Origin of the sequence: Pseudomonas batumici, from assembly GCF_036585405.1 — a bacterium.
Classification (GTDB): Bacteria; Pseudomonadota; Gammaproteobacteria; order Pseudomonadales; family Pseudomonadaceae; genus Aquipseudomonas; species Aquipseudomonas batumici.
In genome coordinates, this window is the sequence record NZ_CP144470.1 from 3,215,643 (window position 1) to 3,242,223 (window position 26,581).

At 62.8% G+C, this 26,581-nt stretch carries 22 protein-coding genes and 2 tRNA genes; 2 read left to right on the forward strand and 22 right to left on the reverse strand.

All coding sequences use genetic code 11. From position 1 onward, the window contains the following. Positions 1 to 153: 153 nt before the first annotated feature. The 10 genes from NUH87_RS14565 to rnr all read right to left on the reverse strand — a co-directional run bounded on the left by NUH87_RS14565 (position 154) and on the right by rnr (position 11,242). On the reverse strand, positions 154 to 612 hold the full coding sequence (locus NUH87_RS14565; protein WP_338526818.1) for a hypothetical protein: 459 nt from the start codon (positions 610 to 612) through the stop codon (positions 154 to 156). Then, entirely contained in the window at positions 612 to 1,532 is a 921-nt protein-coding gene (locus NUH87_RS14570; protein WP_338526556.1) for an NAD synthetase, read from the reverse strand. Before NUH87_RS14570 ends, NUH87_RS14565 begins: the two co-directional genes overlap by 1 nt. Positions 1,533 to 1,677: 145 nt before the next feature. Next, positions 1,678 to 3,981 carry a YgiQ family radical SAM protein gene (locus tag NUH87_RS14575; RefSeq protein ID WP_338526557.1) on the reverse strand — a complete coding sequence of 768 codons (2,304 nt, stop codon included), beginning with the start codon at positions 3,979 to 3,981 and terminating at the stop codon, positions 1,678 to 1,680. A gap of 95 nt (positions 3,982 to 4,076) precedes the next feature. Further along, a complete protein-coding gene (gene dnaB, locus NUH87_RS14580; RefSeq protein WP_040063861.1) occupies positions 4,077 to 5,474 on the reverse strand; it encodes a replicative DNA helicase in 1,398 nt (465 codons plus the stop codon). Positions 5,475 to 5,590: 116 nt separating this feature from the next. Further along, on the reverse strand, positions 5,591 to 6,037 hold the full coding sequence (rplI, locus tag NUH87_RS14585; RefSeq protein ID WP_017125059.1) for a 50S ribosomal protein L9: 447 nt from the start codon (positions 6,035 to 6,037) through the stop codon (positions 5,591 to 5,593). Positions 6,038 to 6,056: 19 nt separating this feature from the next. Then, on the reverse strand, positions 6,057 to 6,959 hold the full coding sequence (locus tag NUH87_RS14590) for a hypothetical protein (protein ID WP_040063860.1): 903 nt from the start codon (positions 6,957 to 6,959) through the stop codon (positions 6,057 to 6,059). A gap of 36 nt (positions 6,960 to 6,995) precedes the next feature. Continuing rightward, positions 6,996 to 7,226, reverse strand: coding sequence for a 30S ribosomal protein S18 (gene rpsR, locus NUH87_RS14595; protein WP_002551829.1), 231 nt, complete (start codon positions 7,224 to 7,226; stop codon positions 6,996 to 6,998). Positions 7,227 to 7,254: 28 nt separating this feature from the next. Next, positions 7,255 to 7,677, reverse strand: a complete 423-nt coding sequence (rpsF, locus tag NUH87_RS14600) for a 30S ribosomal protein S6 (RefSeq protein WP_040063859.1) — start codon at positions 7,675 to 7,677, stop codon at positions 7,255 to 7,257. Between the two features lie 200 nt (positions 7,678 to 7,877). Continuing rightward, complete coding sequence (gene rlmB, locus NUH87_RS14605; protein ID WP_338526561.1) at positions 7,878 to 8,639, reverse strand: 23S rRNA (guanosine(2251)-2'-O)-methyltransferase RlmB; 762 nt, start codon at positions 8,637 to 8,639, stop codon at positions 7,878 to 7,880. Beyond that, entirely contained in the window at positions 8,636 to 11,242 is a 2,607-nt protein-coding gene (gene rnr / locus NUH87_RS14610) for a ribonuclease R (protein WP_338526563.1), read from the reverse strand. Before rnr ends, rlmB begins: the two co-directional genes overlap by 4 nt. A gap of 224 nt (positions 11,243 to 11,466) precedes the next feature. Here rnr and NUH87_RS14615 point away from each other — a divergent pair. Further along, positions 11,467 to 11,553: transfer RNA gene (locus NUH87_RS14615), tRNA-Leu, on the forward strand. A 218-nt stretch (positions 11,554 to 11,771) separates the two neighbouring features. Beyond that, a tRNA-Leu gene (locus NUH87_RS14620) sits at positions 11,772 to 11,858 on the forward strand. 292 nt (positions 11,859 to 12,150) lie between these two features. Here the strand turns inward: NUH87_RS14620 and NUH87_RS14625 are convergent. From NUH87_RS14625 to NUH87_RS14680, 12 genes are all read right to left on the reverse strand, one after another. Further along, on the reverse strand, positions 12,151 to 14,085 hold the full coding sequence (locus tag NUH87_RS14625; protein ID WP_338526565.1) for a methyl-accepting chemotaxis protein: 1,935 nt from the start codon (positions 14,083 to 14,085) through the stop codon (positions 12,151 to 12,153). A gap of 140 nt (positions 14,086 to 14,225) precedes the next feature. Then, a complete protein-coding gene (locus tag NUH87_RS14630; protein ID WP_040063855.1) occupies positions 14,226 to 15,518 on the reverse strand; it encodes an adenylosuccinate synthase in 1,293 nt (430 codons plus the stop codon). Positions 15,519 to 15,572: 54 nt separating this feature from the next. Further along, positions 15,573 to 16,760 carry an ATP phosphoribosyltransferase regulatory subunit gene (locus NUH87_RS14635; protein WP_040063854.1) on the reverse strand — a complete coding sequence of 396 codons (1,188 nt, stop codon included), beginning with the start codon at positions 16,758 to 16,760 and terminating at the stop codon, positions 15,573 to 15,575. A gap of 306 nt (positions 16,761 to 17,066) precedes the next feature. Continuing rightward, positions 17,067 to 17,936: a protease modulator HflC gene (gene hflC / locus NUH87_RS14640; protein WP_338526566.1), complete on the reverse strand. Its 870-nt coding sequence runs from the start codon at positions 17,934 to 17,936 to the stop codon at positions 17,067 to 17,069. Continuing rightward, a complete protein-coding gene (gene hflK / locus NUH87_RS14645) occupies positions 17,936 to 19,108 on the reverse strand; it encodes an FtsH protease activity modulator HflK (protein ID WP_040063852.1) in 1,173 nt (390 codons plus the stop codon). The genes hflC and hflK overlap by 1 nt, the downstream gene beginning before the upstream one ends. Before the next feature lie 96 nt (positions 19,109 to 19,204). Next, positions 19,205 to 20,506 carry a ribosome rescue GTPase HflX gene (gene hflX / locus NUH87_RS14650; RefSeq protein WP_338526568.1) on the reverse strand — a complete coding sequence of 434 codons (1,302 nt, stop codon included), beginning with the start codon at positions 20,504 to 20,506 and terminating at the stop codon, positions 19,205 to 19,207. Between the two features lie 12 nt (positions 20,507 to 20,518). Continuing rightward, positions 20,519 to 20,779 carry an RNA chaperone Hfq gene (hfq, locus tag NUH87_RS14655; RefSeq protein ID WP_040063849.1) on the reverse strand — a complete coding sequence of 87 codons (261 nt, stop codon included), beginning with the start codon at positions 20,777 to 20,779 and terminating at the stop codon, positions 20,519 to 20,521. 93 nt (positions 20,780 to 20,872) lie between these two features. After that, positions 20,873 to 21,853, reverse strand: coding sequence for a tRNA (adenosine(37)-N6)-dimethylallyltransferase MiaA (gene miaA / locus NUH87_RS14660; protein ID WP_338526570.1), 981 nt, complete (start codon positions 21,851 to 21,853; stop codon positions 20,873 to 20,875). Beyond that, positions 21,853 to 23,772 carry a DNA mismatch repair endonuclease MutL gene (gene mutL / locus NUH87_RS14665; protein WP_422393919.1) on the reverse strand — a complete coding sequence of 640 codons (1,920 nt, stop codon included), beginning with the start codon at positions 23,770 to 23,772 and terminating at the stop codon, positions 21,853 to 21,855. Before mutL ends, miaA begins: the two co-directional genes overlap by 1 nt. After that, on the reverse strand, positions 23,769 to 25,196 hold the full coding sequence (locus NUH87_RS14670) for an N-acetylmuramoyl-L-alanine amidase (RefSeq protein ID WP_209437125.1): 1,428 nt from the start codon (positions 25,194 to 25,196) through the stop codon (positions 23,769 to 23,771). Before NUH87_RS14670 ends, mutL begins: the two co-directional genes overlap by 4 nt. Positions 25,197 to 25,199: 3 nt before the next feature. Then, complete coding sequence (gene tsaE / locus NUH87_RS14675; RefSeq protein WP_338526571.1) at positions 25,200 to 25,670, reverse strand: tRNA (adenosine(37)-N6)-threonylcarbamoyltransferase complex ATPase subunit type 1 TsaE; 471 nt, start codon at positions 25,668 to 25,670, stop codon at positions 25,200 to 25,202. After that, positions 25,658 to 26,518 (reverse strand): NAD(P)H-hydrate dehydratase, encoded by an 861-nt coding sequence (locus tag NUH87_RS14680; protein ID WP_338526572.1) that lies wholly within the window; start codon positions 26,516 to 26,518, stop codon positions 25,658 to 25,660. Before NUH87_RS14680 ends, tsaE begins: the two co-directional genes overlap by 13 nt. Between the last annotated feature and the right edge of the window lie 63 nt (positions 26,519 to 26,581).

A 26,581-nucleotide genomic window follows, 5' to 3' on the forward strand; every position in this document is an offset into this window, starting at 1 on the left:
AACCGACGCGCGCAAGACTTATGCCACTTGGCCAAGCCCTGCACTTTCGGCGTGAGTCGTGCTCGCTCAGCTAAGCACAGCACCAGAATGGCGCCAGCTTGAGGGCGTAGTGCAGGTGGCGCACAGAAAGGGGGCGAATGTCCGAGACCGCCCTCAGCGCGGTTTGCGCCGGGCCTTCAGCGCACTTTTCAGGGCTTCGCGCTGGTGACGAATGTCGACGAGCTTACTGCGCATTTCGCGGTGGCGCTTGCTGTTGAGCAGCAGCAGGCCCAATAGCGGAAAGAGCACCGCCAAGGTGTAGATGACTTTATGCGGACGATCCTCGATGGTCGGCAATACGCCCAACAGGCACACGACCAGCACCCCGACCACTCCCCACACCCACTGCGGCCTGCCGCGCACCACCATGAAATTGCAGTGCACCACGACCAGTGTGACCGCCGCGCCCCCCAGCACCGACCAGGTCGCTTGCTCGCCGAGTGAAGCCCCGGAGAAATAGAACGCCGCCACCAAGGGAATCGCACAGGCCAATGAGAACAGCGCCGCGAAAATACCGCCGATAAAGGTCGGGAAATAACGCGCCAGAAAACGCGGCAGACTCAGGTCGTCCATCATTCCTCCACCTCCTCATACAAACCGACAGCAATGGTTTTGACATTGCCCGACAAAGCGCTGCCGGTCAGGCCAATCGCCGCCCCCAGGGAATCCTTGATCTGGGTAACGGTGGCGTGTTTCAGCTGGGTCGGAGTGAAGCGCTTGGGCAGATCTCCAGCCAGTTGCTTGAGTTTGAGCATCTTCGGTGTCAGCCGCGGATCGTTGATGCTGAGCAACTCTTTGGTCAACTTCGACCTTTCCTGGCGCGTCAGTCCGCGCAGAATTTCACGCAGGCTTTTACCGGTCGTGGCCTTGGCCACCTTCACCAGTTTTATCGTGGTCAAGGTGGAAGCCCCTACGCCCAGCAGAGACGCCGCGTCCAAGCCGATCGAGGCGTATTGGTACCACTCTTCACTGTCCAGCTTATCGTTGAACGAGGGGTTGACCACTTCCGCCACCGTTCGGATACCTCCGGCGAAACACTGCACCGAACTGGCGGTCGCAGCGGCATAACCCAGGGCCACTACCACCGAGCTGGCCCCGGCACTGAAGGGAACCGCCACCGAGCCACTGAGCACGACAATCCAGCCCAACACCGCTCCGGTGCAGGACAAGGTGGTATTGATCGCTTCTCCAACCAGCCGTGACTCACGGGGATTGTCCTGCACCTGCTGGGCGAACTGCGCCGGCGCGATGTACTTCTGCGCCTCGCGCAGGATGATGCGCTTGGGCTGGATGCTGCAGATCGGTTGGAACTCACGCAGGGTGACGACGTTGAAGTCGGCGTCGATATAGACCACGCCGGCCCCGACGATGCCAGGGTCGGCGTCAATCGCTGCAAAAAGCTGCGGCAGGTTGATCTGGCTTTCGATGCGTTGGCGGGCGAGGAATTGCGAGGGGCTGGAATCCATGCCGATACCGGGTAACGGAGTGCTCACGCGATGTTCATCCTTGAGTCGAACACTGGGAAATTCGCCGCCACCTTAGCAAATGAATAAGGTCCCCGATAGAAAGCAAAACGCCAGCACAAGGCTGGCGTTCTGCATTCAATTGACCGCTTGAAGCTCCCGGCTCAACGCTGCCTCAGCGCGGCACCACCGGCTTGCGGGTTGGCTTCTTGCCTTTGCCCTTGGCCGCATCGGCACGCTCCTTGGCGGCCTGCTTGTTGCGGGCGAACGCGGCGGCCTTGGCCTGTTCGCGCTTGTCCCAGGCATTGCCGCCGTCGCTGCCACGCGGCGGCAGACCGGTGTGCTGGGTGAGGATCTTGGTGGTGGTGTCCTTCGCCACCTTGTGGCTGCCGGCCGGTGTCGAGTTCTTCCGACGGGCGCTCTGGTAGCTGTCGGTCGCCGGCTGGTGCAGCGGGATCAACTGGTGCTTGCCCGGCCCGATCAGATCGCCACGGCCCATGCGCAGCAAGGCTTCGCGCAGCATCGGCCAGCCCTTCGGATCGTGGTAGCGCAGGAACGCCTTGTGCAACCGGCGCTGCTCCTCGCTCTTGACGATGGTCACCCCGTCACTCTTGTAGGTGACCTTGCGCAGCGGGTTCTTGCCCGAGTGGTACATGGCCGTGGCACTGGCCATCGGCGACGGGTAGAACGCCTGCACCTGGTCGGCACGGAAGCCGTTGCCCTTGAGCCACAGCGCCAGGTTCATCATGTCTTCGTCGGTGGTGCCCGGGTGCGCGGCAATGAAGTACGGAATCAGGTACTGCTCTTTCCCGGCTTCCTTGGAGTACTTCTCGAACATCCGCTTGAACCGGTCGTAGGTGCCGATGCCCGGTTTCATCATCTGGTTGAGCGGACCTTCCTCGGTATGCTCCGGGGCGATCTTCAGGTAACCGCCGACGTGGTGGGTCACCAGCTCCTTGACGTACTCCGGCGACTCGACCGCCAGGTCGTAGCGCAGGCCGGAGGCGATCAGGATCTTCTTCACCCCGGGCAAGGCGCGGGCACTGCGATAGAGCTGGATCAACGACGAGTGGTCGGTGTTCAGGTTCGGGCAGATGCCAGGGAACACGCACGACGGCTTGCGGCACGCGGATTCGATTTCCGGGCTCTTGCAGGCGATGCGGTACATGTTCGCGGTCGGACCGCCGAGGTCGGAAATCACCCCGGTAAAGCCCGGCACCTTGTCGCGGATCTCTTCGATCTCGCGAATGATCGACTCTTCGGAACGGTTCTGGATGATCCGCCCTTCGTGCTCGGTAATGGAGCAGAAGGTGCAACCGCCGAAGCAGCCGCGCATGATGTTCACCGAGAAACGGATCATCTCGTAGGCCGGGATCTTCTCCTTGCCGTACGCCGGGTGCGGGATGCGCTGATAAGGCATGCCGAACACGTAGTCCATTTCCTCGGTAGTCATCGGAATGGGTGGCGGATTGAACCAGACGTCGACTTCCCCATGCTTCTGCACCAGCGCACGGGCGTTGCCCGGGTTGGTTTCCAGGTGCAGCACACGGTTGGCGTGGGCATAGAGCACCGCGTCATTACGGACTTTTTCCACCGACGGCAAACGGATCACGGTCTTGTCGCGGGTCATCCGCGGGCTGGCCAGGATCTGCACGACCTTGGCTTCCTGCGGATCTTCCACCGGCCCCTTTTCCTGCTCGATGGCACAAGCAGCAGTGTCCTGGGTGTTCACATACGGGTTGATGATCTTGTCGATCTTGCCCGGCCGGTCGATGCGCGTGGAGTCGACTTCGTACCAGCCTTCAGGCGTGTCGCGGCGAATGAACGCGGTGCCGCGCACATCGGTGATGTCTTCGATCTTGTGGCCGTAGGACAGGCGCTGGGCAACCTCGACGATCGCCCGCTCGGCGTTGCCGTAGAGCAGGATGTCGGCGCTGGCGTCGATCAGGATCGAGTTGCGCACGCGGTCCTGCCAGTAGTCGTAGTGGGCGATCCGGCGCAGCGAAGCCTCGATGCCGCCGAGGACGATCGGCACATGCTTATAGGCTTCCTTGCAGCGCTGGCTGTAGACCAGGCTGGCGCGATCCGGACGCTTGCCGGCCAGGCCGCCCGGCGTGTAGGCGTCGTCGGAGCGGATTTTCTTGTCGGCGGTGTAGCGGTTGATCATCGAGTCCATGTTGCCGGCCGCGACACCGAAGAACAGGTTCGGCTCGCCGAGCTTCATGAAGTCGTCCTTGGACTGCCAGTTCGGCTGGGCAATGATCCCGACGCGAAAGCCCTGGGACTCCAGCAGCCGGCCGATGATCGCCATGCCGAAGGACGGATGGTCGACGTAGGCATCGCCGGTGACGATGATGATGTCGCAGGAATCCCAGCCAAGCTGATCCATCTCTTCCCGGCTCATGGGCAGGAAGGGCGCTGGCCCGAAACATTCGGCCCAGTACTTGGGATAGTCAAATAACGGCTTGGCTGCTTGCATGGCGATGACCGGTGTCGAGATGAAATTTCGCGGGCGCGGAATATAGCACAAAAAATGACCAAATCCGACGACCATAGTCGGAAATCGGTGGCGTGTTACTCGTCGTCGTCGAAGTTGTAACTGCCCGGCGCCAGGTTCTCGAAGCGCGTGTACTTGCCGATAAAGGCCAGGCGGATAAAGCCGATCGGGCCGTTACGCTGCTTGCCGATGATGATTTCGGCGATGCCCTTGTGCTCGGTTTCCGGGTGATAGACCTCATCGCGGTACACGAACATGATCACGTCGGCGTCCTGCTCGATCGCTCCGGATTCCCGCAAGTCGGAGTTCACCGGACGCTTGTTCGGCCGTTGCTCCAGGGAGCGGTTGAGCTGGGACAAGGCCACTACCGGGCAGTTGAACTCTTTCGCCAGGGCCTTGAGGGAACGGGAAATCTCGGAAATCTCGTTGGTCCGGTTGTCGCCGCTGGAACCGGGGATCTGCATCAGCTGCAGGTAGTCGATCATGATCAGGGCGATATCGCCGTGCTCACGCACCAGGCGCCGGGTCCGCGCGCGCATTTCCGACGGGCTGATACCCGCCGTATCGTCGATGAACAGCTTGCGGTCGTTGAGCAAGTTGACCGCCGAGGTCAGCCGTGGCCAATCGTCGTCTTCCAGCTGGCCGGAACGGACCTTGGTCTGGTCGATCCGCCCAAGCGAGGAGAGCATACGCATGATCAGCGATTCGCCTGGCATCTCGAGGGAGTACACCAGCACCGCCTTGTCGCTGCGCAACACCGCGTTCTCCACCAGGTTCATGGCGAAGGTGGTCTTGCCCATCGACGGACGGCCGGCGACGATGATCAGGTCGGCCGGTTGCAGGCCGCTGGTCTTCTCGTCGAGGTCGGTGTAACCGGTGGACAGGCCGGTGATGGCGTTGTCGGTGTTGAACAGCGTATCGATCCGGTCGATGGCCTTGGTCAACAGTTCGTTGACCCCCACCGGGCCGCCGGTCTTGGGCCGAGCCTCGGCGATCTGGAAGATCTGCCGCTCGGCCTCGTCGAGAATCTCGGCGGCGCTACGGCCTTCCGGGTTGAACGCGGTGTCGGCGATTTCGGTGCTGATGCCGATCAACTGGCGCAAGGTCGCCCGCTCGCGAACGATCGCGGCGTAGGCCTTGATGTTGGCCACCGAGGGGGTGTTCTTCGCCAGCTCCGTCAGATAACCCAGGCCACCGACCTGCGAGGCCTGCCCTTCCTTGTCCAATTGCTCGGCCAGGGTCACCACGTCGATGGGCATGTTCTGATCAGCCAGCCTGGCGATGGCGCGGAAGATCAGACGGTGGTCATGGCGATAGAAGTCGCCGTCCGAGACTTGATCGAGCACGCGCTCCCAGGCGTTGTTGTCCAGCATCAGACCACCGAGCACGGCCTGTTCGGCCTCGATGGAATGCGGCGGCACCTTCAGCGCGGCGGTTTGCAGATCGTATTGCTCGGGAGCGGAGATATCGTTCATGGCCACTTGAAATCAGGGGGGTGGGTGCAAAAAAACAAAAGGCACGACCTGAATGAACAGAGTCGTGCCCGATGTTAACCGCCTGGCGAGCAAGTCGCCAGACGATTGGGTACTGCTTAAGCAGCCACCACGACAACGCGTACGGTTGCTTCGACTTCGGCGTGCAGGTGCACGGCCACGTCGAATTCACCCACGTTGCGGATGGTGCCGTTCGGCAGACGCACTTCGCTTTTTGCCACTTCAACGCCGGAGGCGGTCAGGGCATCAGCGATGTCGTGGGTGCCGATCGAACCGAACAGCTTGCCTTCGTCACCGGCGGTGGCAGTGATGGTCACTTCCAGCTCAGCCAGTTGGGCGGCGCGCGATTCAGCCGAAGCTTTCTTGTCTGCTGCAGCTTTTTCCAGCTCAGCGCGACGCTCTTCGAACGCAGCCAGGTTGGCAGCGGTCGCAGCGGTGGCTTTGCCGAATGGCAGCAGGTAGTTACGACCGTAACCGGCCTTAACGTTTACCTTATCGCCCAGGTTGCCCAGGTTGGCGATTTTTTCCAGAAGGATCAGTTGCATGTGGAAATCCTCTTAACTTTTAACCTTCACCGTTCGCGGAACCGTTATCGGCATCCTTCGACGCCAGGCGTCCGCGAAAATCAATCAGGCTGTCGACAATGGCCAATACCATGAGCAACGGACCGAGCAAGTGCATGAAAGGCACCAGCGTGACGTACATCCCCACCAGCCAGAAACTGGCCAGTCTCTTCTGCGCCACCAGCCCGTGAATCAGGGCCAGGCCGGCGAAGAACAGCGGAACACTGCACAGCGGCAACAGAATCAACGCCTGCACACCGAGAAACGGCGCGACAAACATGACGGCCAGCAGCACCAGCGCCACCTGCTTGGGGATCCGGACAGCGCGGAACTCGCGCCCGAAACCACCGGGGTTGTACAACAACGCTTGCCAATAGCGCCCAAGAATCAGGCACATCACACTAAAGACCTGCAGCGAGATCGCCGTCGAGGTGATCAACAGGGGCACGGCCAGTGACGCGAGGAACGCTCGCTGATCTACCGACAACTTGTGGTAGACCTCACCGAGAGCCAGCGGCACGACTTGTTCGAACGTCTGCGCCAACCCTTCGATGAAGGGACTGAAAATCGTCCCCAGACTCACCGCACATACCAACCCTACTGCCATGCTGACCAGCAGCACGCGGTTCCACGAGTAGCCGGCGCGTAAAACCAGCGCCAGGCTGCAAGACCCGAGCAGCACCAACAGGGCCGTGGGGTCTTTCTGGATGTTGAAGTGCCAGAACAGCAGCACCGACAACACACCCAGACCGATGACGCCAAGGGCGTCCGAACCGCGCCGCAGGAGCACAAGGCACCCGGCGGCGGCACTCAACCAGAACAACAGCGGCAATGCCGCAGATCCGGCCACGACGAGCATGGCCTGCATACGTCCGCGCATGATGAATCCAGCTAAGGCGCGCATGCATTCAATCCTTTACTGCGTGTCGACTGCCCGGTCTCAGCGGCCGTGGCTGTCGGTGTAGGCCAGCAGGGCCAGGAAGCGGGCGCGCTTGATAGCGGTGGCCAGCTGACGCTGATAACGAGCTTTGGTACCGGTGATACGGCTTGGAACGATTTTGCCGGTTTCGGATACGTAGGCTTTCAGGGTGTTGAGATCTTTGTAATCGATCTCTTTCACGTCTTCAGCGGTGAAGCGGCAGAATTTACGACGACGGAAGAAACGTGCCATGTGATTGGCTCCTCAAAAGGTCCGTGGATTACTCGTCAGCGTTATCGCTGGCGTCGCTGTCATCACCCTCAACGCCATCGGCGTCGGAGTGCTCAGGACGGTCGCGACGCTCACGGCGCTCACTGCGGTTTTCTTCAGCCTTGAGCATCTCGGACTGGCCGGTAACGGCTTCGTCGCGACGGATGACCAGGTTACGGATCACAGCATCGTTGTAACGGAAGTTGTCTTCCAGCTCGGCCAGGGCCTTGCCGGTGCACTCAACGTTCAGCATCACGTAGTGAGCCTTGTGAACATTGTTGATTGCATAGGCCAGTTGACGACGGCCCCAGTCTTCCAGACGGTGGATTTTGCCGCCGTCTTCTTCGATCAGCTTGGTGTAACGCTCAACCATGCCGCCGACTTGTTCGCTTTGATCCGGGTGGACCAAAAAGATGATTTCGTAATGACGCATGAATGCTCCTTACGGGTTGTAGCCTGCCGCTCAAAAACGGTCAGACAAGGAGTGAATGACACTTGTGTGTCTTGCCTGGAGTAGGCACGGATGCGCCAGCCATCACGGCAAGGGGCGCAATTGTAGAGAAGGGGCGAGAGGGGTGCAAGATAATTGGCGATTATTTGAGCAGCCAATCGAGTTTATGCACCCCCTCCAGATCAGGCTTTCTTGGCGGCAGCCTTGACGCTGCGCTGGCGCATGGCTTCGAACAGGCACACGCCCGTCGCCACGGAGACGTTGAGACTGCTGACGCTACCGGCCATCGGCAGCTTCACCAGGTAGTCGCAGTGCTCGCGGGTCAGGCGACGCATGCCCTTGCCTTCGGCCCCCATGATCAGGATGGTCGGCCCGGTCAGGTCCTGCTGGTACAACTCCTGCTCCGCCTCCCCCGCCGTGCCGACGACCCACAGGCCGCGCTGCTGGAGCTTTTCCAGGGTCCGTGCGAGGTTGGTCACCGCCACCAGCGGAATCACTTCCGCCGCGCCGCAGGCCACCTTGCGCACCGCCGGCGTCAGGGTCGCCGACTTGTCCTTGGGCACCACCACCGCCAACGCACCGGCGGCATCGGCGGTGCGCAGGCAGGCGCCGAGGTTGTGCGGGTCGGTCACGCCGTCGAGCACCAGGATCAACGGTGCGCCCTCGGTGCGGTCGAGCAGCTCGTCGAGCATCGCCTCGCCCCAGACCTGGCTCGGACTGACCTCCGCCACCACGCCCTGGTGCACGCCTTCGACCCAGGCATCCATCTCGCGGCGCTCGGCCTGACCGACGGACACCCGGTTTTCCCCGGCCAGCTCCAGCAACACCTGGACCCGCGGGTCGCTGCGGCCTTCGGCCAGCCAGATCTGCTTGACCCGTTTAGGGTGGTGACGCAACAACGCTTCCACGGCATGCACGCCGTAGATTTTTTCCAACTGACTCATGACTTGCCCTTGGGTTTACGCGCCCCGCCGCTTTTCGCGGGACCAGCGCCCGCCTTCGGCGGACCTTTGCGATGCTTGCTCGGCTTTTCCGACGGAGCGCCACGACCGGTCTTGCCCTCGGTCTTGCCCTTACCGCCGCTTTTGGCCTCGGCCAACAAGGCCTGCTTCATTTCGCGACTTTTGCGCACTTCGGCGTTTTTCGCGGCGGCGTCGCTGGAGCGATAGGCCTCCTCCGACTTCTTCGCGACCGCACCGCGACGCCCAGCCTTGGCCGGCTCCGGTGCCTTCTCGATGGGTGCGGGAGCGGCGGCATCGGCCCCGCGCTTCTTCCGACCGATCGGTGCACTGAGTGTTTTCTCGGCCATTTCGAAGTCGATCTTGCGCTCGTCGAGGTCAACGCGCATGACCTTCACTTCCACCGTGTCGCCCAGGCGGAAGCTGCGACCGGTGCGCTCGCCCGCCAGGCGGTGATGGACTGGGTCGAAATGGTAGTAGTCGCCCGGCAAGGCGGTGACATGCACCAGGCCTTCGACGTAGATATCGGTCAGCTCGACGAACAGGCCGAAACCGGTCACGGCGGTGACCACACCCGGGAACGACTCGCCCACGCGATCCTTCATGAACTCGCACTTGAGCCAGTTCACCACGTCGCGGGTGGCTTCGTCGGCACGCCGCTCGCTCATCGAGCACTGCTCGCCCAACTGCTCCAGCGCCGCTTCGTCGTACGGATAGATCCGCGCTTTCGGAATGGTCATCGCGCCGGCACGGCGAACGTGCGGCGTGTCCTGCTTGGAGTGGATGACGCTGCGGATGGCGCGGTGTGTCAGCAGGTCCGGGTAACGCCGGATCGGCGAGGTGAAGTGGGTGTAGGCCTCGTAGTTCAGGCCGAAGTGGCCCTGGTTGTCGGCGCTGTACACCGCCTGGCTCAGGGAGCGCAGCATCACGGTCTGGATCAGGTGGAAATCCGGGCGACTCTGGATGCTCGCCAGCAACGCCTGGTAATCCTTCGGCGACGGACCTTCCTTGCCCTTGTGCAGGGACAGGCCCAGTTCGCCGAGGAAGGCGCGGAGTTTTTCCAGGCGCTCCGGCGGCGGGCCGTCATGCACCCGGTACAACGCCGGAATCTCGTGCTTCTTGAGGAACTCGGCGGTGGCCACGTTGGCCGCCAGCATGCACTCTTCGATCAGCTTGTGCGCATCGTTGCGGGTGGTCGGACGGATTTCCGCGATCTTGCGCTCGGAACCGAAGATGATCCGCGTTTCCTGGGTTTCGAAGTCGATGGCGCCACGGGTATGCCGCGCCGCCAGCAGCACCTTGTACAGGGCGTAGAGCTGCTTGAGGTCCGGAATCACTTCCGAATACTCGCCACGCAGCTTCTTCGCTTCGCTGGTCTTCGGCTGCTCCAGGATCGAGCTGACCTTGTTGTAGGTCAGGCGCGCATGGGAGTGGATCACCGCTTCGTAGAACACGTAGTCGGTCATCTGCCCGCTTTTGTTGATGGTCATCTCGCAGACCATCGCCAAGCGGTCGACATGCGGGTTCAGCGAGCACAGGCCGTTGGACAGCTGCTCCGGCAGCATCGGCACCACGCGCTCGGGGAAGTACACCGAGTTGCCGCGCACCTGGGCCTCGGCATCCAGCGCCGAACCGAGCTTCACGTAGCTGGAAACGTCGGCAATCGCCACGTACAACTTCCAGCCACCGGAGAACAGGCGCAATTTGCCCGGCTTGGCTTCGCAATAGACCGCATCGTCGAAGTCGCGGGCGTCTTCGCCGTCGATGGTGACGAACGGCAGATGGCGCAGGTCGATGCGCTTCTCCTTGTCCTTCTCCTCGACTTCCGGCTTGAGCTTCGCGGCTTCCTTGAGTACGGCCTCGGGCCAGACGTGGGGAATGTCGTAGGTGCGCAGCGCGACATCGATTTCCATGCCGGGCGCCATGTAGTTGCCCACCACTTCGATCACATCGCCCTGCGGCTGGAAGCGCGGGGTCGGCCAGTGGGTGATCTTCACCTCGACGAACTGACCGACACGGGCGTCGGCGTTGCGGCCCGGGGTCACCAGCACTTCCTGCTGGATCTTCGGGTTGTCCGCCACCACGAAACCGATGCCGCCCTCTTCGAAGTAGCGCCCGACGATGCTCTCGTGGGCACGGGACACCACCTCGACGATCACGCCTTCACGGCGCCCGCGCCGATCCAGGCCGGACACCCGCGCCAGGGCGCGGTCGCCATCGAACACCAGGCGCATTTGCGCCGGGCTCATGAACAGGTCGTCGCTGCCGTCGTCCGGGATCAGGAAACCGAAACCGTCGCGATGACCGGCGATGCGGCCAAGGATCAGGTCGAGTTTGTCCACCGGCGCATAGGTGCCGCGGCGGGTGTAAATCAGTTGCGCATCGCGCTCCATGGCACGAAGACGGCGACGCAGGGCCTCGATCTGGTCTTCGGTGCTCAGGCCGAACTCATCCACCAGCTCCTCGCGACTGGCCGGCGATCCACGCTCGGACAGGTGCGCCAGGATCAGCTCGCGGCTAGGAATGGGGTTTTCGTATTTTTCCGCTTCACGAGCGGCCTCGGGGTCGAGGGATTGCCAATCGGCCATTAGATAAATTTCACCTTGTCTATATGCGGGTTAGTTTGGCATACGCGTATTGAAACGGGAAATTTCAGGCACACAGGCCGCCTTGAAACCCATTTGTCGGCGTGAAAAATGCCGCGGGAAGGACATTGAAGCGTTTTTCCAAGTTTTTTTCATGACAGGGGTTTACACTTCAACAGCGCCTCCGTATAGTGCGCGCCATCGACGACGGAGACGTTGACGATACTGCCCAGATGGTGAAATTGGTAGACACGCCAGCTTCAGGTGCTGGTGGCCGCAAGGCCGTGGAAGTTCGAGTCTTCTTCTGGGCACCAATTCAAATTTCAGAGTTTGACTCTGGAATCTCACAAGAACCCGCGAAAGCGGGTTTTTGCGTTTTATCCCCCTGACATTTCCTCGATCCGGCGCACCACGCCTCCCACGGGACCGCTCTCGCCCCCGAGATTTAATTAAAAGCAAAAACAGGGGTTTACAGATCAAATGGCTCTCCGTATAGTGCGCTCCATCAACGGCACACAACGCTGCTGATACTGCCCAGATGGTGAAATTGGTAGACACGCCAGCTTCAGGTGCTGGTGGCCGCAAGGCCGTGGAAGTTCGAGTCTTCTTCTGGGCACCAATTCAAATTTCAGAGTTTGACTCTGGAATCTCACAGAAACCCGCGAAAGCGGGTTTTTGCGTTTCTAGACCCACAGTTTCCTGGATACACCCCGCACACTGCGGGAGCCGGCTTGCCGGCTCCTACAGTGACCGCGTTGACTGCTTTCTGTAGGAGCGAGCTTGCTCGCGATGGACGCCAACGACGACACGGGAAGCCTGATGCCCCGCGGCGCCTGAACCACCATCGCGAGCAAGCTCGCTCCTACAAGGGATTATGCACGGCCCTGCAGGACAAGCGCCGCACCCTCCAATCAAGCCCGGAACTGCCCCAGGCTCGCCTTGAGCTGCCCCGCCAGGCTGTCCAGCACCTTGCCGCTGGCCGTGGTTTCCACCACCGCCTGCGCCGCGCGCTCGGCCTGGGCATGGATCACCTCAACCCGCCCACGCACCGCATGCGCACCCTCGGCCTGATGGGCCGCCGCCTGGGTCGCCAGGCCAATCGCCGCATGCACCTGCTCCACCGAAGCCTGCACGCTCTGCTGCAACTTCACGCTGCTGCGCAACACCGCCAAGCCCTCATTGGCCTGACGACCCGCCTGGCCGATGGCCGCTACGGCTTCCCGCGCGCCCTGCTGCAAGGCACCGATATGCGCCTGGATATCGCCGGTGGAACTCTGCGTCTTGCTCGCCAGCGCCCGCACCTCGTCCGCCACCACGGCAAACCCGCGACCGGTTTCACCCGCCCGCGCCGCCTCGATGGCCGCGTTCAGCGCCAGCAGGTTGGTCTGCTCGGCAATCCCGTGAATCACCGTCAGCACCACTTCAATCTGCTCACTCTGCTGCGCCAGCCGCTCGATCACCTTGGCCCCGGTATCCACCTGCCCAGCCAGGGCTTCGATCAGATTGCCGACCTGGGTCGAGGTCCGGGTGTTTTCATCCGTCGCCTGGCGAATATCCACCACCTGCTTCAACGCGGCCTGCATCGCATGGCTTTCGGACTGCGCGTCGTCAGCCATCTTCGACAACTCGCGCAAGCTCTGCGCCACCTCGTCGCGCTGCAATCCGGCGGCCGCATCGGCACCGGCGTTGCGCAAGGTCATCTGGCCGATCTCCACACCGGTACGCTGGGCCACATCGCCCGCCTCGCGCACGATCGGCTGCAGCTTGTCGACAAAGCGATTCACCGCCGAAGCCATGTCGCCGATCTCGTCATTGCTGTTGAGTTGGACCCGCTTGGTCAGGTCCCCCTCCCCAGCCGCCAGGTCATTGAGGGCCGCGATCAGCAGATGCAGCTTGTTGACCACACGCCGCCCCAGCACCACCGCCAGCAACAGCAGGACGCCGAGACCGACCAGGGCCAGCCCCATGCCGATCCGCCAGCGCAGGGTCTGCGCCGCGTCCTGCACCGTTGCCGTGGTGTTGGCCTGCATTTGCGAAGCCGTGGCCTGGGCCGATTGCAAGCGAGCCTGCATGGCCTTGGAACTGTCCGCCGACGCCCCTTGCAGACTGTCGCCCACCAGCTTGTCGCTGCTGGCGATCAAGGTGGTAAAACGCTGGTCCAGGGCCTTCAGGTCAGTCTCGACCGACGCCGTGGAAACCCCCATCCGCACCTTGCCGATTTCCACGCCATTGGGGCTGATCGAGGCTTCGAGGTAGTAGACCGAAGGATCGTTCTTCGCCGCGTTGAGCACCTTGTCCAGCGCTCGCTCCCCCTCGCCCTTCACCAAAAGGGCCTGGTTGATCGGGTTGTCCCGATTCAGGTAGCGAGTCAGGTGCTCGCCGGTCGCATCGTCATAGACCACGAACAGCACGTTCGGATTGCGCTGGGCCCGGCGGGCGAATTCGGACAGGGTCGGAACATCGTTGTCCCACATGGCCCGAGGCGCCACGGAGGCCAGCAATTGCGCCATATCGTTGGCCGAATCCTTCAGATCCTTCTCCAACGCCGTACGCAACTGGGCCTGCTCATCCTTCAGCCGCGAAGACAAGCCACCGGTCAGGCGCTGGCGCGTGCTGACCGAAAGGTTGTCGAGACTCGACGTCACCTCCTTGCCGGCCTGCTCCAACTCCCCAGACAGCTTCTGGCTGTCGACGCCCAGGCGATTGCCCAGGTCAGCCTCCAACGCAGTGACCGTGCTTCGGGTCAGAGCGACCGCCACCAGCACCTGCACCAAAAGGGCGATACCCAGGGTAACGAACACAGGCCGCAATAAACGGCTTTGTAACAGTGAGAGAACGGCCGACACTGGAGATTCCTCGACTTTGGCGCCATTAATCTGATAGCACACTTTTTAGACGATAATCCCAGCAAGGGTCGTGCCGAACAACAGGCAGAAACGACAAAGGGCCCCAAAAGGGGCCCTTTGTGATCTACATCAACGACTTATCAGGCGAACGGGTGACGCAGAACGATGGTTTCGTTGCGATCCGGCCCCGTCGAAATAATGTCGATCGGTGCGCCGACCAACTCTTCGATGCGCTTGATGTAGGCACGGGCAGCCGCCGGCAGCTCTTCCAGGGTCTTGGCACCCAGGGTCGATTCGGTCCAGCCCGGCATTTGCTCGTACACCGGCTCCAGGCCGATGTAGCTGTCGGCATCGGTCGGCGCGTCGATGACCGCACCGTTTTCGTTCTTGTAACCCACGCAGATGTTGATGGTTTCAAGACCGTCCAGCACGTCCAGCTTGGTCAGGCACAGGCCCGAGATGCTGTTGACGTCGATGGCACGACGCAGGATCACGGCATCGAACCAGCCGCAACGACGGGCACGGCCGGTGGTCGCACCGAACTCGTGGCCACGCTTGGCCAGGAAGGCACCGACGTCATCGAACAGTTCGGTCGGGAACGGACCCGAACCCACGCGAGTGGTGTAGGCCTTGGTGATACCCAGGATGTAATCCAGGTACATCGGACCGACGCCCGAACCGGTGGCGATACCGCCAGCCGTGGTGTTGGAGCTGGTGACGTACGGGTAGGTGCCGTGGTCGATGTCCAGCAGCGAGCCCTGGGCACCTTCGAACATGATGTCCTTGCCGGCACGACGCAGGTTGTGCAGCTCGGCAGTGACGTCGAGCATCATCGGCTTGAGCAGCTCGGCGTACTCCATGCACTCATCCAGGGTCTTCTGGAAGTCGATGGCCGGCTCTTTGTAATAATTGACCAGCACGAAGTTGTGGTAGTCCAGCAACTCGCCCAGCTTCGCGGCAAAACGCTCGCGATGGAACAGGTCACCGATACGCAGGCCACGACGAGCGACCTTGTCTTCGTACGCCGGGCCGATGCCACGACCGGTGGTACCGATCTTCAGCTCGCCACGGGCTTTCTCGCGCGCCTGGTCCAGGGCCACGTGATAGGACAGGATCAGCGGGCAGGACGGGCTGATACGCAGGCGCTCACGCACCGGCACGCCTTTCTCTTCCAGCTTGGTGATTTCCCGCAGCAGGGCGTCCGGAGCAACCACCACGCCGTTGCCGATCAGGCATTGCACGCCTTCGCGCAAGACACCCGACGGGATCAGGTGCAGGACGGTTTTCTCGCCGTCGATCACCAGGGTGTGGCCAGCGTTGTGACCACCTTGGTAGCGCACCACGGCGGCAGCATGTTCGGTCAGCAGATCAACGATCTTGCCTTTGCCCTCATCACCCCACTGGGTGCCCAGGACTACGACATTCTTACCCATAACACTTGTCCTCATTCGCGCAAACTTGGTGCCGGCAGCCGCCGGCGGGAAAACTCAAGAAGCCAGCGGCAATACTTGCCAAAGCCCGTTCTGCTGAATCAATTGCCGGTCGCAGTCCGCTTCGCGGGCGGCGGCCAATGGTTGTCCGGGCAAGGCCTGGACGACACGCTGACCCTCGCCGCGCAACTGGCAAACCAACTGCCAGAGTGCTGCATCCGTGCTGTCGGGCATCCAGATACCGCCAGACGGTAGCTCGATCTCGGCACGCCCCAGGGTCACCAGGGTTTTCAAATCGGTGGAAAAACCGGTGGCCGGACGCGCACGACCGAAGTCGGCGCCGATGTCGTCGTAACGACCGCCCTGGGCGATGGCCTGGCCGACACCCGGCACGAACACCGCGAACACCACACCGGTGTGGTAGTGGTAACCGCGCAACTCGCCCAGGTCGAAATACAGCGGCAACTCAGGGAAACGCACGGACAGCCGCTCGGCAATCGCCAGCAGGTCATCCAGCGCCGCCGTGACCTGCGCCGGCGCACCGGCCAGGCGCACACGCGCCGCCGCCAGCACTTCACGACCACCACACAGCTCCACCAGCGCCCGCAGCATGGCCGCCAGATCGGCTGGCAAGCCTTCGGTCAGCTGGATCACTTCATCAATCGCCTTGCGTTGCAGGGCGTCGAACAATTGTTGCTCCACTTCACCGGACAAGCCGGCGGCGCGGGCCAGGCCACGGTAGATACCGACATGCCCCAGGTCCATGTGCACATCCGGCACATCGGCCAGTTGCAGCATCGCCAGCATCAGGCTGATGACCTCGACGTCGCTGCTCGGGCTGGCATCGCCGTACAACTCGGCGCCCAGCTGGATCGGGCTGCGCGAGGACGACAGGGCCCGCGGCTGCGCATGCAGCACGCTGCCGGCATAGCACAGGCGGCTCGGGCCTTCGCGACGCAGGGTGTGGGCGTCGATGCGCGCCACCTGGGGCGTGATATCCGCACGGAAACCCATCTGCCGGCCCGACTGCGGGTCGATCACCTTGAAGGTGCGCAGGTCCAGGTCCTGGCCGGCGCCGGTCAACAAGGATTCCAGATACTCGATATGCGGGGTGACAACGAACTCATAGCCCCAGCTCTGGAACAGATCCAACACCTGGCGCCGCGCCACTTCGATGCGCGCCGCTTCAGGCGGCAATACTTCTTCGATGCCATCTGGCAGGAGCCAGCGATCTACCGTTGCCATTACGCCTTTCCCCTAATGATCCGGGCGGCAAGCCCACAGGCGAGCCTTGAGTGAAGCAGAAAATGGTTAACGCGCGCGCAAGAACGACGCGACGAACAGCCTGAAACCGGCTTCGCCTACCACTTTCCTCTAGAAACCTGTCGGGTTGGTCAACCCGCTTTCTGCTGATCTGCTTTCTGCTAATGAAGCTACAGACGCAAAAAAGCCGGGAATTTCCCGGCTGCCGCATCATACACCCGTTTTCCGAAAGGATCACCCCGCCCGGCGTTTTAGCTGCCGGGCGGAGGGGGCACGATGCGCGTTGAATCAGGGCTTGGCTTTTTCCAAGTAACGGAAGAAGTCGCTGCTCGGATCCAGCACCAACACGTCGCTCTTGTCCGCAAAGCTTTCACGGTAGGCGCGCAGGCTGCGGTAGAACGCGTAGAACTCCTGGTCCTGGCCGTAGGCCTTGGAGTAGATCGCGGCGGCCTGGGCATCACCGTCACCACGGGCTTCTTCCGACTGGCGATAAGCCTCGGCCAGCAACACACGGCGCTGGCGATCGGCGTCGGCACGAATGCCTTCGGCCAGTTCGTTACCCTTGGCGCGGTGCTCACGGGCCTCGCGCTCACGCTCGGTGCTCATGCGCTCGAAGACGCTGCGGTTGACTTCCTTCGGCAGGTCGATGGCCTTGACCCGGACATCGACCACCTCGATACCCAGCTCCTTGGCGGCCATGGCGTTCAGCGACGCGGTGATGTCAGCCATCAGCGCATCACGCTCACCGGACACCACCTCGTGCAGGGTGCGCTTGCCGAACTGGTCACGCAGGCCCGATTCCAGGCGACGGGACAGACGCTCGTCGGCGATCTGCTTCATGCCGGAAGTCGCGGTATAGAAGCGCTCGGCGTCCTTGACCCGCCACTTGGCGTAGGCATCGACCATCACGGCTTTCTTTTCCAGGGTCAGGAAGCGCTGCGTCGGGGCGTCCAGGGTCATCAGGCGGGCGTCGAACTTGCGCACCTGGTTGACGTAGGGCACTTTCACATGCAGGCCCGGCTGGACATCCGCCTCGACCACGCGGCCGAATTGCAGCAGGACGGCGCGCTCGGTCTGCAACACGATGTAGAAGCAGTTCCAGGCCGCCACCGCCACGATGACCCCGAGGATCAGGGCGATCAGTGATTTATTGCTCATCAGCGGCTCTCCCGGGTGCGTGTGGGTTGTGGCTCGGTGATGTGCGGCGTGATGTCAGTGTTGCCACTGGCCATCGGCCCCACACCCTTGGCCGGCGAACTGCCACCCGAACCGCTCTGGATCATCTTGTCCAGCGGCAGGTAAAGCAGGTTGCTCTGGCCGTTCTTGTTGCCGGTCACGAGCACCTTGCTGGTGCTGCTGAAGACTTCCTGCATGGTGTCGAGGTACAGGCGCTGGCGGGTCACCTCCGGCGCCTTGCGATACTCGGCCACCAGCTTGGTGAAGCGGTCGGCCTCACCCTTGGCGCGGGAGATCACTTCGTCGCGATAGCCGTTGGCATCCTCGAGAATGCGCTGGGCCTGGCCACGGGCTTCCGGCACCACGCCATTGGCATAGCCTTCGGCCTGGTTGCGCGAACGCTGTTCGTCCTCGCGGGCCCGGATCACGTCGTCAAAGGCTTCCTGGACTTCACGCGGCGCGGCCGCGCTCTGGACGTTCACCTGGGTCACGGTGATACCGGTGCGATAGGTGTCGAGGAAGCGTTGCAGGCGCTCCTTGATCTCGCCGGCCATCTGCACGCGGCCTTCGGTCAGCACCTGGTCCATCGCGGTGGAACCCACCACATGGCGCAGGGCACTGTCGGTGGCCTGTTGCAGACTGATTTCCGGCTGGTCGACGTTCAGCACGAAGTCCTGCAGGTTGCTGATCTTGTACTGCACGGTCAGCGGCACTTCGACGATGTTCTCGTCTTCGGTCAGCATCTGGCCCTGCTTGGTGTAGGCACGCTCACGCGTGACGTTCTCCAGGAACTTCTTGTCGATCGGCGGGAAATAGATGTTCAGGCCCGGCCCCACGGTTTCGTAGTACTTGCCGAAGCGCAGCACCACGGCCTGCTCCTGCTCGTCCACGACGTAGACCGCGCTGTACAACCAAATGGCCGCGAGCACGACGAGGCCGATGCCGAGCAGGCCGAAACCGCCGCCCTTGCCACCGCCCGAGCCGCCATCGTCACCGCGTTTCCTACCGCCACCAATCAACCCGTTCAGGCTTTCCTGCAGCTTGCGGAAGGCCTCGTCGAGATCCGGCGGCCCCTTGCGGTCGCCGTTGTTACGGCGCTTGCCACCCCAAGGATCCTGATTGTTCGAGTTGCCACCCGGCTCATTCCAAGCCATAGCGCTCTCCATCTGATAAAGCAAAGACGCGCCCGCGGCGCGCCGACCAATGCTACAGAATGCCTGTCAACGCGGCACAGCCGCTTTCCCAGGCTTTTATTGCAAAGTGTGTTGTTCGATGAATTCCGGCGGTTTCATCCCTTCGCGCGTGACCACTCGATTGAGCTCGGCCCGGGGCAAACGGACGGACAGCAGACAGGCGCCTTCCTCGTCGTGCTCCTCTTTCTGCACCGCACCCAATTCGAAGAACTGTGCGCGCAGTCGAGCAAAACGCTGCGGCAAGCGCAAGGTGCCGACGAACAAATCGTTGCCCAGCAACTCGGCGATCGCCTGTTCCAGCAACTCCAGGCCCTGCCCGTCCCGGGCGCTGAGCCAGACCCGCCGCGGCTTGCCGTCTTCATCGCGCTGGATTTGCGGGTCGACGCCCTCGAGCAGATCGAGTTTGTTATAGACCTCCAGGATCGGCAAGTCCTGGGCACCGATCTCGCCGAGCACCACCATGACCTGCTCGATCTGCAGCATCCGGTCCGGCTCCGCGGCGTCGATCACGTGCAGCAGCAGGTCGGAGTTGCTCGACTCTTCGAGCGTAGCCCGGAACGCCTCGACCAGCTTGTGCGGCAGGTGCCGGATGAAACCCACGGTGTCGGCCAGCACGATCGGCCCGAGGTCATCGAGCTCGTGGCGGCGCAGGGTCGGGTCAAGGGTGGCGAACAACTGGTCCGCCGCATAGACCTCCGACGCGGTGACGGTGTTGAACAGCGTCGACTTGCCGGCGTTGGTGTAGCCCACCAGCGACACCGTCGGGATATCCGCCCGCTGGCGCCCGCGCCGCGACTGCTCGCGCTGGCTGCGGACCTTTTCCAGGCGCCCCTTGATCTGCCGCAGGCGCACCCGCAGCAGGCGCCGGTCGGTTTCCAACTGGGTTTCACCCGGGCCGCGCAGGCCGATACCGCCTTTTTGCCGCTCAAGGTGAGTCCAGCCGCGCACCAACCGTGTACTCATGTACTCAAGCTGGGCCAGTTCGACCTGGAGCTTGCCTTCATGGGTACGGGCGCGCTGGGCGAAAATATCGAGAATCAGGCCCGTGCGGTCCAGCACGCGACACTCGAAGACGCGTTCGAGGTTACGTTCCTGGCTGGGCGTGAGGGTGTGATTGAAAATCACGATATCGACCTGTTCGGCCTTGACCAGGTCGCGAAGCTCCTCGACCTTGCCAGTGCCAATCAGATACTTGGCGGTTGGCCGATGACCCGGCACGTTGAAAAACGCGACGGTCTCGGCACCTGCCGATGCTGCCAACTCCTGAAACTCCTGCGGATCTTCGCGCGCCTCAGGGTCCTGACCTTCCAAGTGAACGAGAATGGTCCGTTCACCACCACCGTGGCGCTCAAAGAACAAAGGAGACTCCTATCAGGCGTTACCCGGCTCAGCGTCACCCTGTTCGGTTTCGGTTGCGCTAGGCAGGCGAATCGGACGAACCGGTACCACTGTCGAGATGGCGTGCTTGTAGACCATCTGGCTGACGGTGTTCTTCAGCAGGATCACGAACTGGTCGAAAGATTCGATCGTACCCTGCAGCTTGATGCCGTTGACCAGATAGATGGAAACCCCAACCTTTTCTTTACGCAAGGTATTCAAGTAAGGGTCTTGTAGCGAATGCCCTTTTGACATGTGCCGCACTCCTTTAAGGATCAATAATAAAAAATGGGTAAATAAATGGCTTATACCGCCTTTCCCCCAAGGATAGACGGCAATTGCAGGGACTCAGTCCAATATGGAGATCGTCCCAAGGTATTTCAAGGCGCGTGGCAGATTGTCGCAATCCAGGCTGTCCAGCCAGTGCAGATCCGTCCAGCTACGCAGCCAGGTGAACTGGCGCTTCGCCAATTGGCGCGTGGCGATGATGCCGCGCTCCTGCATTTCGGCTGACGTCAGCTTGCCCTCGAGGTACTCCCAGACTTGCCTGTAGCCTACCGCACGTATAGACGGCAACCCGACATGCAGGTCACTTCTCCTACGTAAGGCTACGACCTCGTCTACAAACCCCTGTTCCAGCATTTGTGTGAATCTTTGTGCAATTCGGTCGTGCAATACCTGGCGATTTGCCGGAGCGATGGCCAGATTAGCGACAGTATAGGGCAATTGAGGCCGTCCCGAAGCGGCTGCGTCAGTACTTTGCGCAGATTGTCGCTGTCGGTGGGCGGTCATGCTCGATCCACTGACCCGATAGACTTCCAGCGCCCGACTCAGGCGCTGGGGGTCATTGGGGTGGATGCGCGCCGCCGATTCCGGATCGATGACCGCGAGCTGGTCGTGCAGGGCCTGCCAGCCAAGGCGTGCCGCCTCTTCTTCGATTTCGGCACGGATCTGCGGATCGGCCGCCGGCATGTCCGCCAGCCCCTCCAGCAACGCCTTGTAATAAAGCATGGTACCGCCCACCAGCAGCGGAATCTTGCCGCGAGCGGTGATGTCGGCCATCGCCGCCAGCGCATCGTGGCGAAACTCGGCGGCCGAATAGCTTTGTGCCGGGTCGAGGATATCGATCAGGCGGTGCGGGAACTCCGCCAGCAGGGCTTTCGAGGGCTTGGCCGTGCCGATGTCCATGTCCCGGTAAACCAGGGCCGAGTCGACGCTGATCAGCTCGCACGGCAGCACCTTGGTCAGTTCGATGGCCAGGTCGGTCTTGCCCGCCGCCGTGGGGCCCATCAGGAAGATGGCCGGTGGTAATGCCTTGGAACCTGTCATCAGCGACCGCGCAAGAACAGTTTGTCCAGATCATCCAGCCCGAGCTGGGTCCAGGTGGGCCGGCCATGGTTGCACTGGCCACTGCGCTCGGTGTTTTCCATATCCCGCAGCAAACCGTTCATTTCCGCCAGGGCCAGGCGTCGATTGGCGCGAACCGCACCGTGGCAGGCCATGGTCCCGAGCAACTCGTTCAGGTGCGCCTGGATACGATCGCTGGTGCCATATTCCATCAGGTCCGCCAGCACATCCTGGACCAGGCGATTGGCCTCGGCCTGCTTGAGCAGGGCCGGAATCTGCCGGATCGCCAGGGTTTCCGGGCCCAGGCGCTGCAATTCGAAGCCCAGGCGCTGGAACCAGCTCGCATGTTCTTCGGCGCAATCGGCTTCGCGCTGGCTGACTGCCAGGGATTCAGGCACCAGCAACGGCTGGCCGCTCAGGCCTTCGCTGGCCATGGCGATCTTCAGGCGTTCGTACATGATCCGCTCATGGGCGGCGTGCATGTCCACCAGCACCAGGCCCTGGGCGTTTTCGCTGAGGATATAGATGCCCTTGAGCTGCGCCAGCGCATAGCCCAGTGGCGGGACGTCGCCCTGGCTGTCGGGCAGCGTCGGCGAGGCCACCGGGTCCGGCAGCGGCGCGAAAAACTCGCGATAGACGCCCTGGGCCTCGGAGGCGGGCGGCATCTGGGTGGATTGCGGGCGGTACTGATACTGATAACCGGCACCGGAGCCCGAACCGGCCGCCGGGGCAAACCCTGAGGCAGGCGGCGATTGGGGCTGTTCAAGCAGATTGGCGGCCAGGCGCATTTCGCCCTGGGGACCGAACTCGCCAGCCTCGAGCCCTGTCGGCCGGACCATGCCGGCGACAGTGGCGGGCGCGGCCAGCTGATCTTCCGGTCGCACGTCGCCCAGGGCGCGATGCAGGGTGCCATAGAGGAAATCGTGGACCATGCGTCCGTCACGGAAACGCACTTCGTGCTTGGTCGGGTGCACGTTGACGTCCACCACCGCCGGATCGACCTCGAAAAACAGCACGAAGGTCGGGTGCCGGCCGTTGAACAGCACGTCGCGATAGGCCTGGCGCACCGCATGGGCCACCAGCTTGTCGCGCACCGCGCGGCCGTTCACATAGAAATACTGCAAGTCCGCCTGGCTGCGGGAGAAGGTCGGCAGGCCCACCCAGCCCCACAGGTGCAGGCCATTGCGTTCCACTTCGATAGGCAGGGCCTGTTCGAGAAAACCCGCGCCGCACACCGCTGCCACGCGCCGGGCACGGGCCGTGTCGTCATGGGCCTCGTGCAGACTGAGAATGCTCTTGCCGTTATGGCGCAGATGAAAGGCCACATCGAAACGCGCCAGCGCCAGGCGCTTGATCACCTCCTGCAGGTGATCGAATTCGGTCTTCTCGGCCTTGAGGAACTTGCGCCGCGCCGGCGTATTGAAAAACAGGTCGCGCACTTCCACCGAGGTGCCCACCGGATGGGCCGCCGGCTGCACCCGGGCCTCCATGTCGCGGCCTTCGGTTTCCACCTGCCAGGCCTGGTCGGCGTCGCGGGTGCGGGAGGTCAGGGTCAGGCGGGCGACGGAGCTGATGGAGGCCAGGGCCTCGCCGCGAAAACCAAGGCTCATGACCCGTTCCAGGTCTTCCAGGTCGCGAATCTTGCTGGTGGCGTGACGTGCCAGCGCCAACGGCAGGTCGTCGGCGGAGATACCGCTGCCGTCGTCGCGCACCCGCAACAGCTTGACGCCGGCCTGCTCGACATCCACATCGATGCGCTTGGCCCCGGAGTCCAGGCTGTTTTCCAACAGCTCCTTGATCACCGAGGCCGGGCGCTCGACCACCTCGCCGGCGGCAATCTGGTTCGCCAGTCGCGGGCTGAGCAGCTCGATACGGGCACTGCTGTTCAAGGCTTCGCTCATTGTTTGGCCGCCAGTTCAGCGCCGGGAATGGTCAGGGTCTGCCCCACCTTCAGTTCGTCGCTGCTCAGGTTGTTGGCGCTGCGCAAGGTCGCCGGCGAAACCTGGTAGCGCACGGCGATCATGGCCAGGGTCTCGCCCGGCGCCACACGATGGTCACGCGGCCCCTGGGCGATCTTGCCGGAGTCCCGCAGCCAGGCGATATAGGTGCCCGGCGGTGGGTTCTGCTGGAAGAACTGGCGGATACCGGCGCTGATGGAGCGCGCCAGGGCCTGCTGATGGTTCGAGGAGGCCAGCTTGGACGCCTCGTTGGAGTTGGAGATGAAACCGGTTTCCACCAGGATCGACGGGATATCCGGCGACTTCAGCACCATGAACCCGGCCTGCTCCACCCGCTGCTTGTGCAGCGGCGTGACCCGGCCGATGTTGCTCAGCACCTTCTGCCCGACGTTGAGGCTGGAGGTCAGCGAGGCCGTCATGGACAGGTCCAACAATACCCCGGCGAGCATCTTGTCCTTGTCGTCGAGACTGACGTTGCCGGCACCACCGATCAGGTCGGAACGGTTCTCGCTGTCCGCCAGCCAACGGGCGGTCTCGGACGTCGCGCCACGATCGGACAAGGCGAACACCGAGGCACCGAAAGCCTGGGCCGAAGGCGCGGCGTCCGCGTGAATCGAGACGAACAGGTCGGCGCCTTTCTTGCGGGCGATCTCGGTGCGGCCGCGCAACGGGATGAAGTAGTCGCCGGTACGGGTCAGCTCAGCGCGGTAGCCCTTCATACCACCGACCTGGCGTTGCAGTTCCCGGGCGATGGCCAGCACCACGTCTTTCTCGTGCTGGCCACGGGAACCGGAGGCGCCCGGATCTTCGCCACCGTGGCCGGCGTCGATCACCACGATGATGTCCCGCTTGCCCGCCGGTGCCGGCGGCAGCTTGATCGCCGGTTCAGCCGGCGTGACCGGTACCGCCGGCACGGTCGCCACGGCGGGTGTCGGTGCCGGTGGTGGCGCGGCATCGGCGGCGTTGTCGAACAGATCGACCACCAGGCGGTTGCCATACTGCGCGTTCGGCGCCAGGGTGAAGCTTTTCGGGGTGACCGCCTTCTTCAGGTCGACCACCACCCGCAAGTCGGTCGGCGTGCGCTGGGCGGCCCGTACGCTGGTGATCGGGGTATTGGCGGTCGGCACGTTCATCGGCCCGCCGAGGGTCGCGCCGTTGATATCGATCACCAGCCGATCGGGAGAAGTCAGGGTAAATACACTGTGCTGCACCGGGCCGGACAAGTCGAACACCAGTCGCGTGTTGTCCGGGGCCCGCCACAGGCGAACACTCTTGACCTGTGTCGCCGCCAAGGCGTCTACGGCCAGTGTCGCCAGCAACAATCCCACGACAGCCACCAACGCGCGAATGCGCATACCAAACCCCATCATTTATTTGATTTCCAATGCCAGATCGGCACACCAGGAGTCGCCTCGCGCCCCCTGGGACAACAGATACAACGAACGGCCGCCATTATGCGGGCTAATGGTAATGGTCAGGTCGGGCTTTGGCAAAAAGCCCTCGCCGCGCCGGGGCCACTCCACCAGGCACAGGGTCGCGCCATCGAAATAGTCGCGAATGCCCATGTATTCCAACTCCTCCGGGTCGACCAGACGATACAGATCGAAATGGAAGGCACGGATATCGCCGATTTCGTACGGCTCAACCAGCGTAAACGTCGGGCTTTTCACCGCGCCGGCATGGCCGAGGCCGCGAATGATGCCCCGGGACAGGGTGGTCTTGCCGGCACCGAGATCGCCTTCGAGGAAAATCACGCCGACGCCGCGGGTCACCTCGGCGATTGTCCTGCCGAACGCGACCATGGCCTCTTCATCGGCCAGTTGAAGGGTTAGTTCAGACACGGTGATTGCTCCTCCAGCAACTGTCGAATGACCGGAATCAGATCGCTGGCCGCCAGTCCACGGCCGATTTTCCCCAACTGCTCGCCGGCGCTGGCATGCAGCCACACCGCCAGGCAGCTGGCTTCGTACGCCGGCAGCCCCTGGGCACGCAATGCGCCGAGCAAGCCGGCCAGGACATCGCCGAGGCCCGCCGTGGCCATGGCCGGATGGCCACGCTCGCAGCGCGACAGGCGCCCATCCGGCGCGGCAATCAGGCTGCCCGCGCCCTTGAGCACGCAGACCGCCCGGTATTGCTCGGCCAACCGGCGAGCGGCGGCGGGACGATCGGCCTGTACAGCGGCCGTGGAAATCCCCAGCAAGCGCGCCGCCTCGCCCGGATGCGGGGTGATCACGCTGTCCACCGGCAGCGCGAGGCCACCGGTGGCCAGCAGGTTCAAGGCGTCGGCATCCCAGACCTGCGGCACGGCGGCATTGGCCGCCAGCGACAACAGGCTGCGGCTCCAGGCGGACTGACCGAGCCCCGGGCCGACCACCAGCACGCCGGCCTGGGCCAGTACCGTCATCAGTTGATTGGCCGACTCGATACCCAGCGCCATCACCTCCGGCAGCCGAGCCAGGGCCGCCGCCACATGTTCCGGACGGGTTGCCAGGGATACCAGCCCCGCGCCATTGCGCAAGGCCGCTTCGGCACCGAGCAGGATCGCGCCGCCAAAACCCCGGTCGCCGCCGATCAACAGCACATGCCCGAACTGCCCTTTGTGGGCGTCCGGTTTTCGTGCGGGAAGGCTCGGCAGCGTGGCGAGGGTCAATGACTGAATATCGGAAAAAGGCGGTTTGGTCTGCGGCATGCGTCGTCGAGCTCTGATGTCTGGCAGAATTATACGCATCAAAGCCTAGGTTTCTCCTGTCTC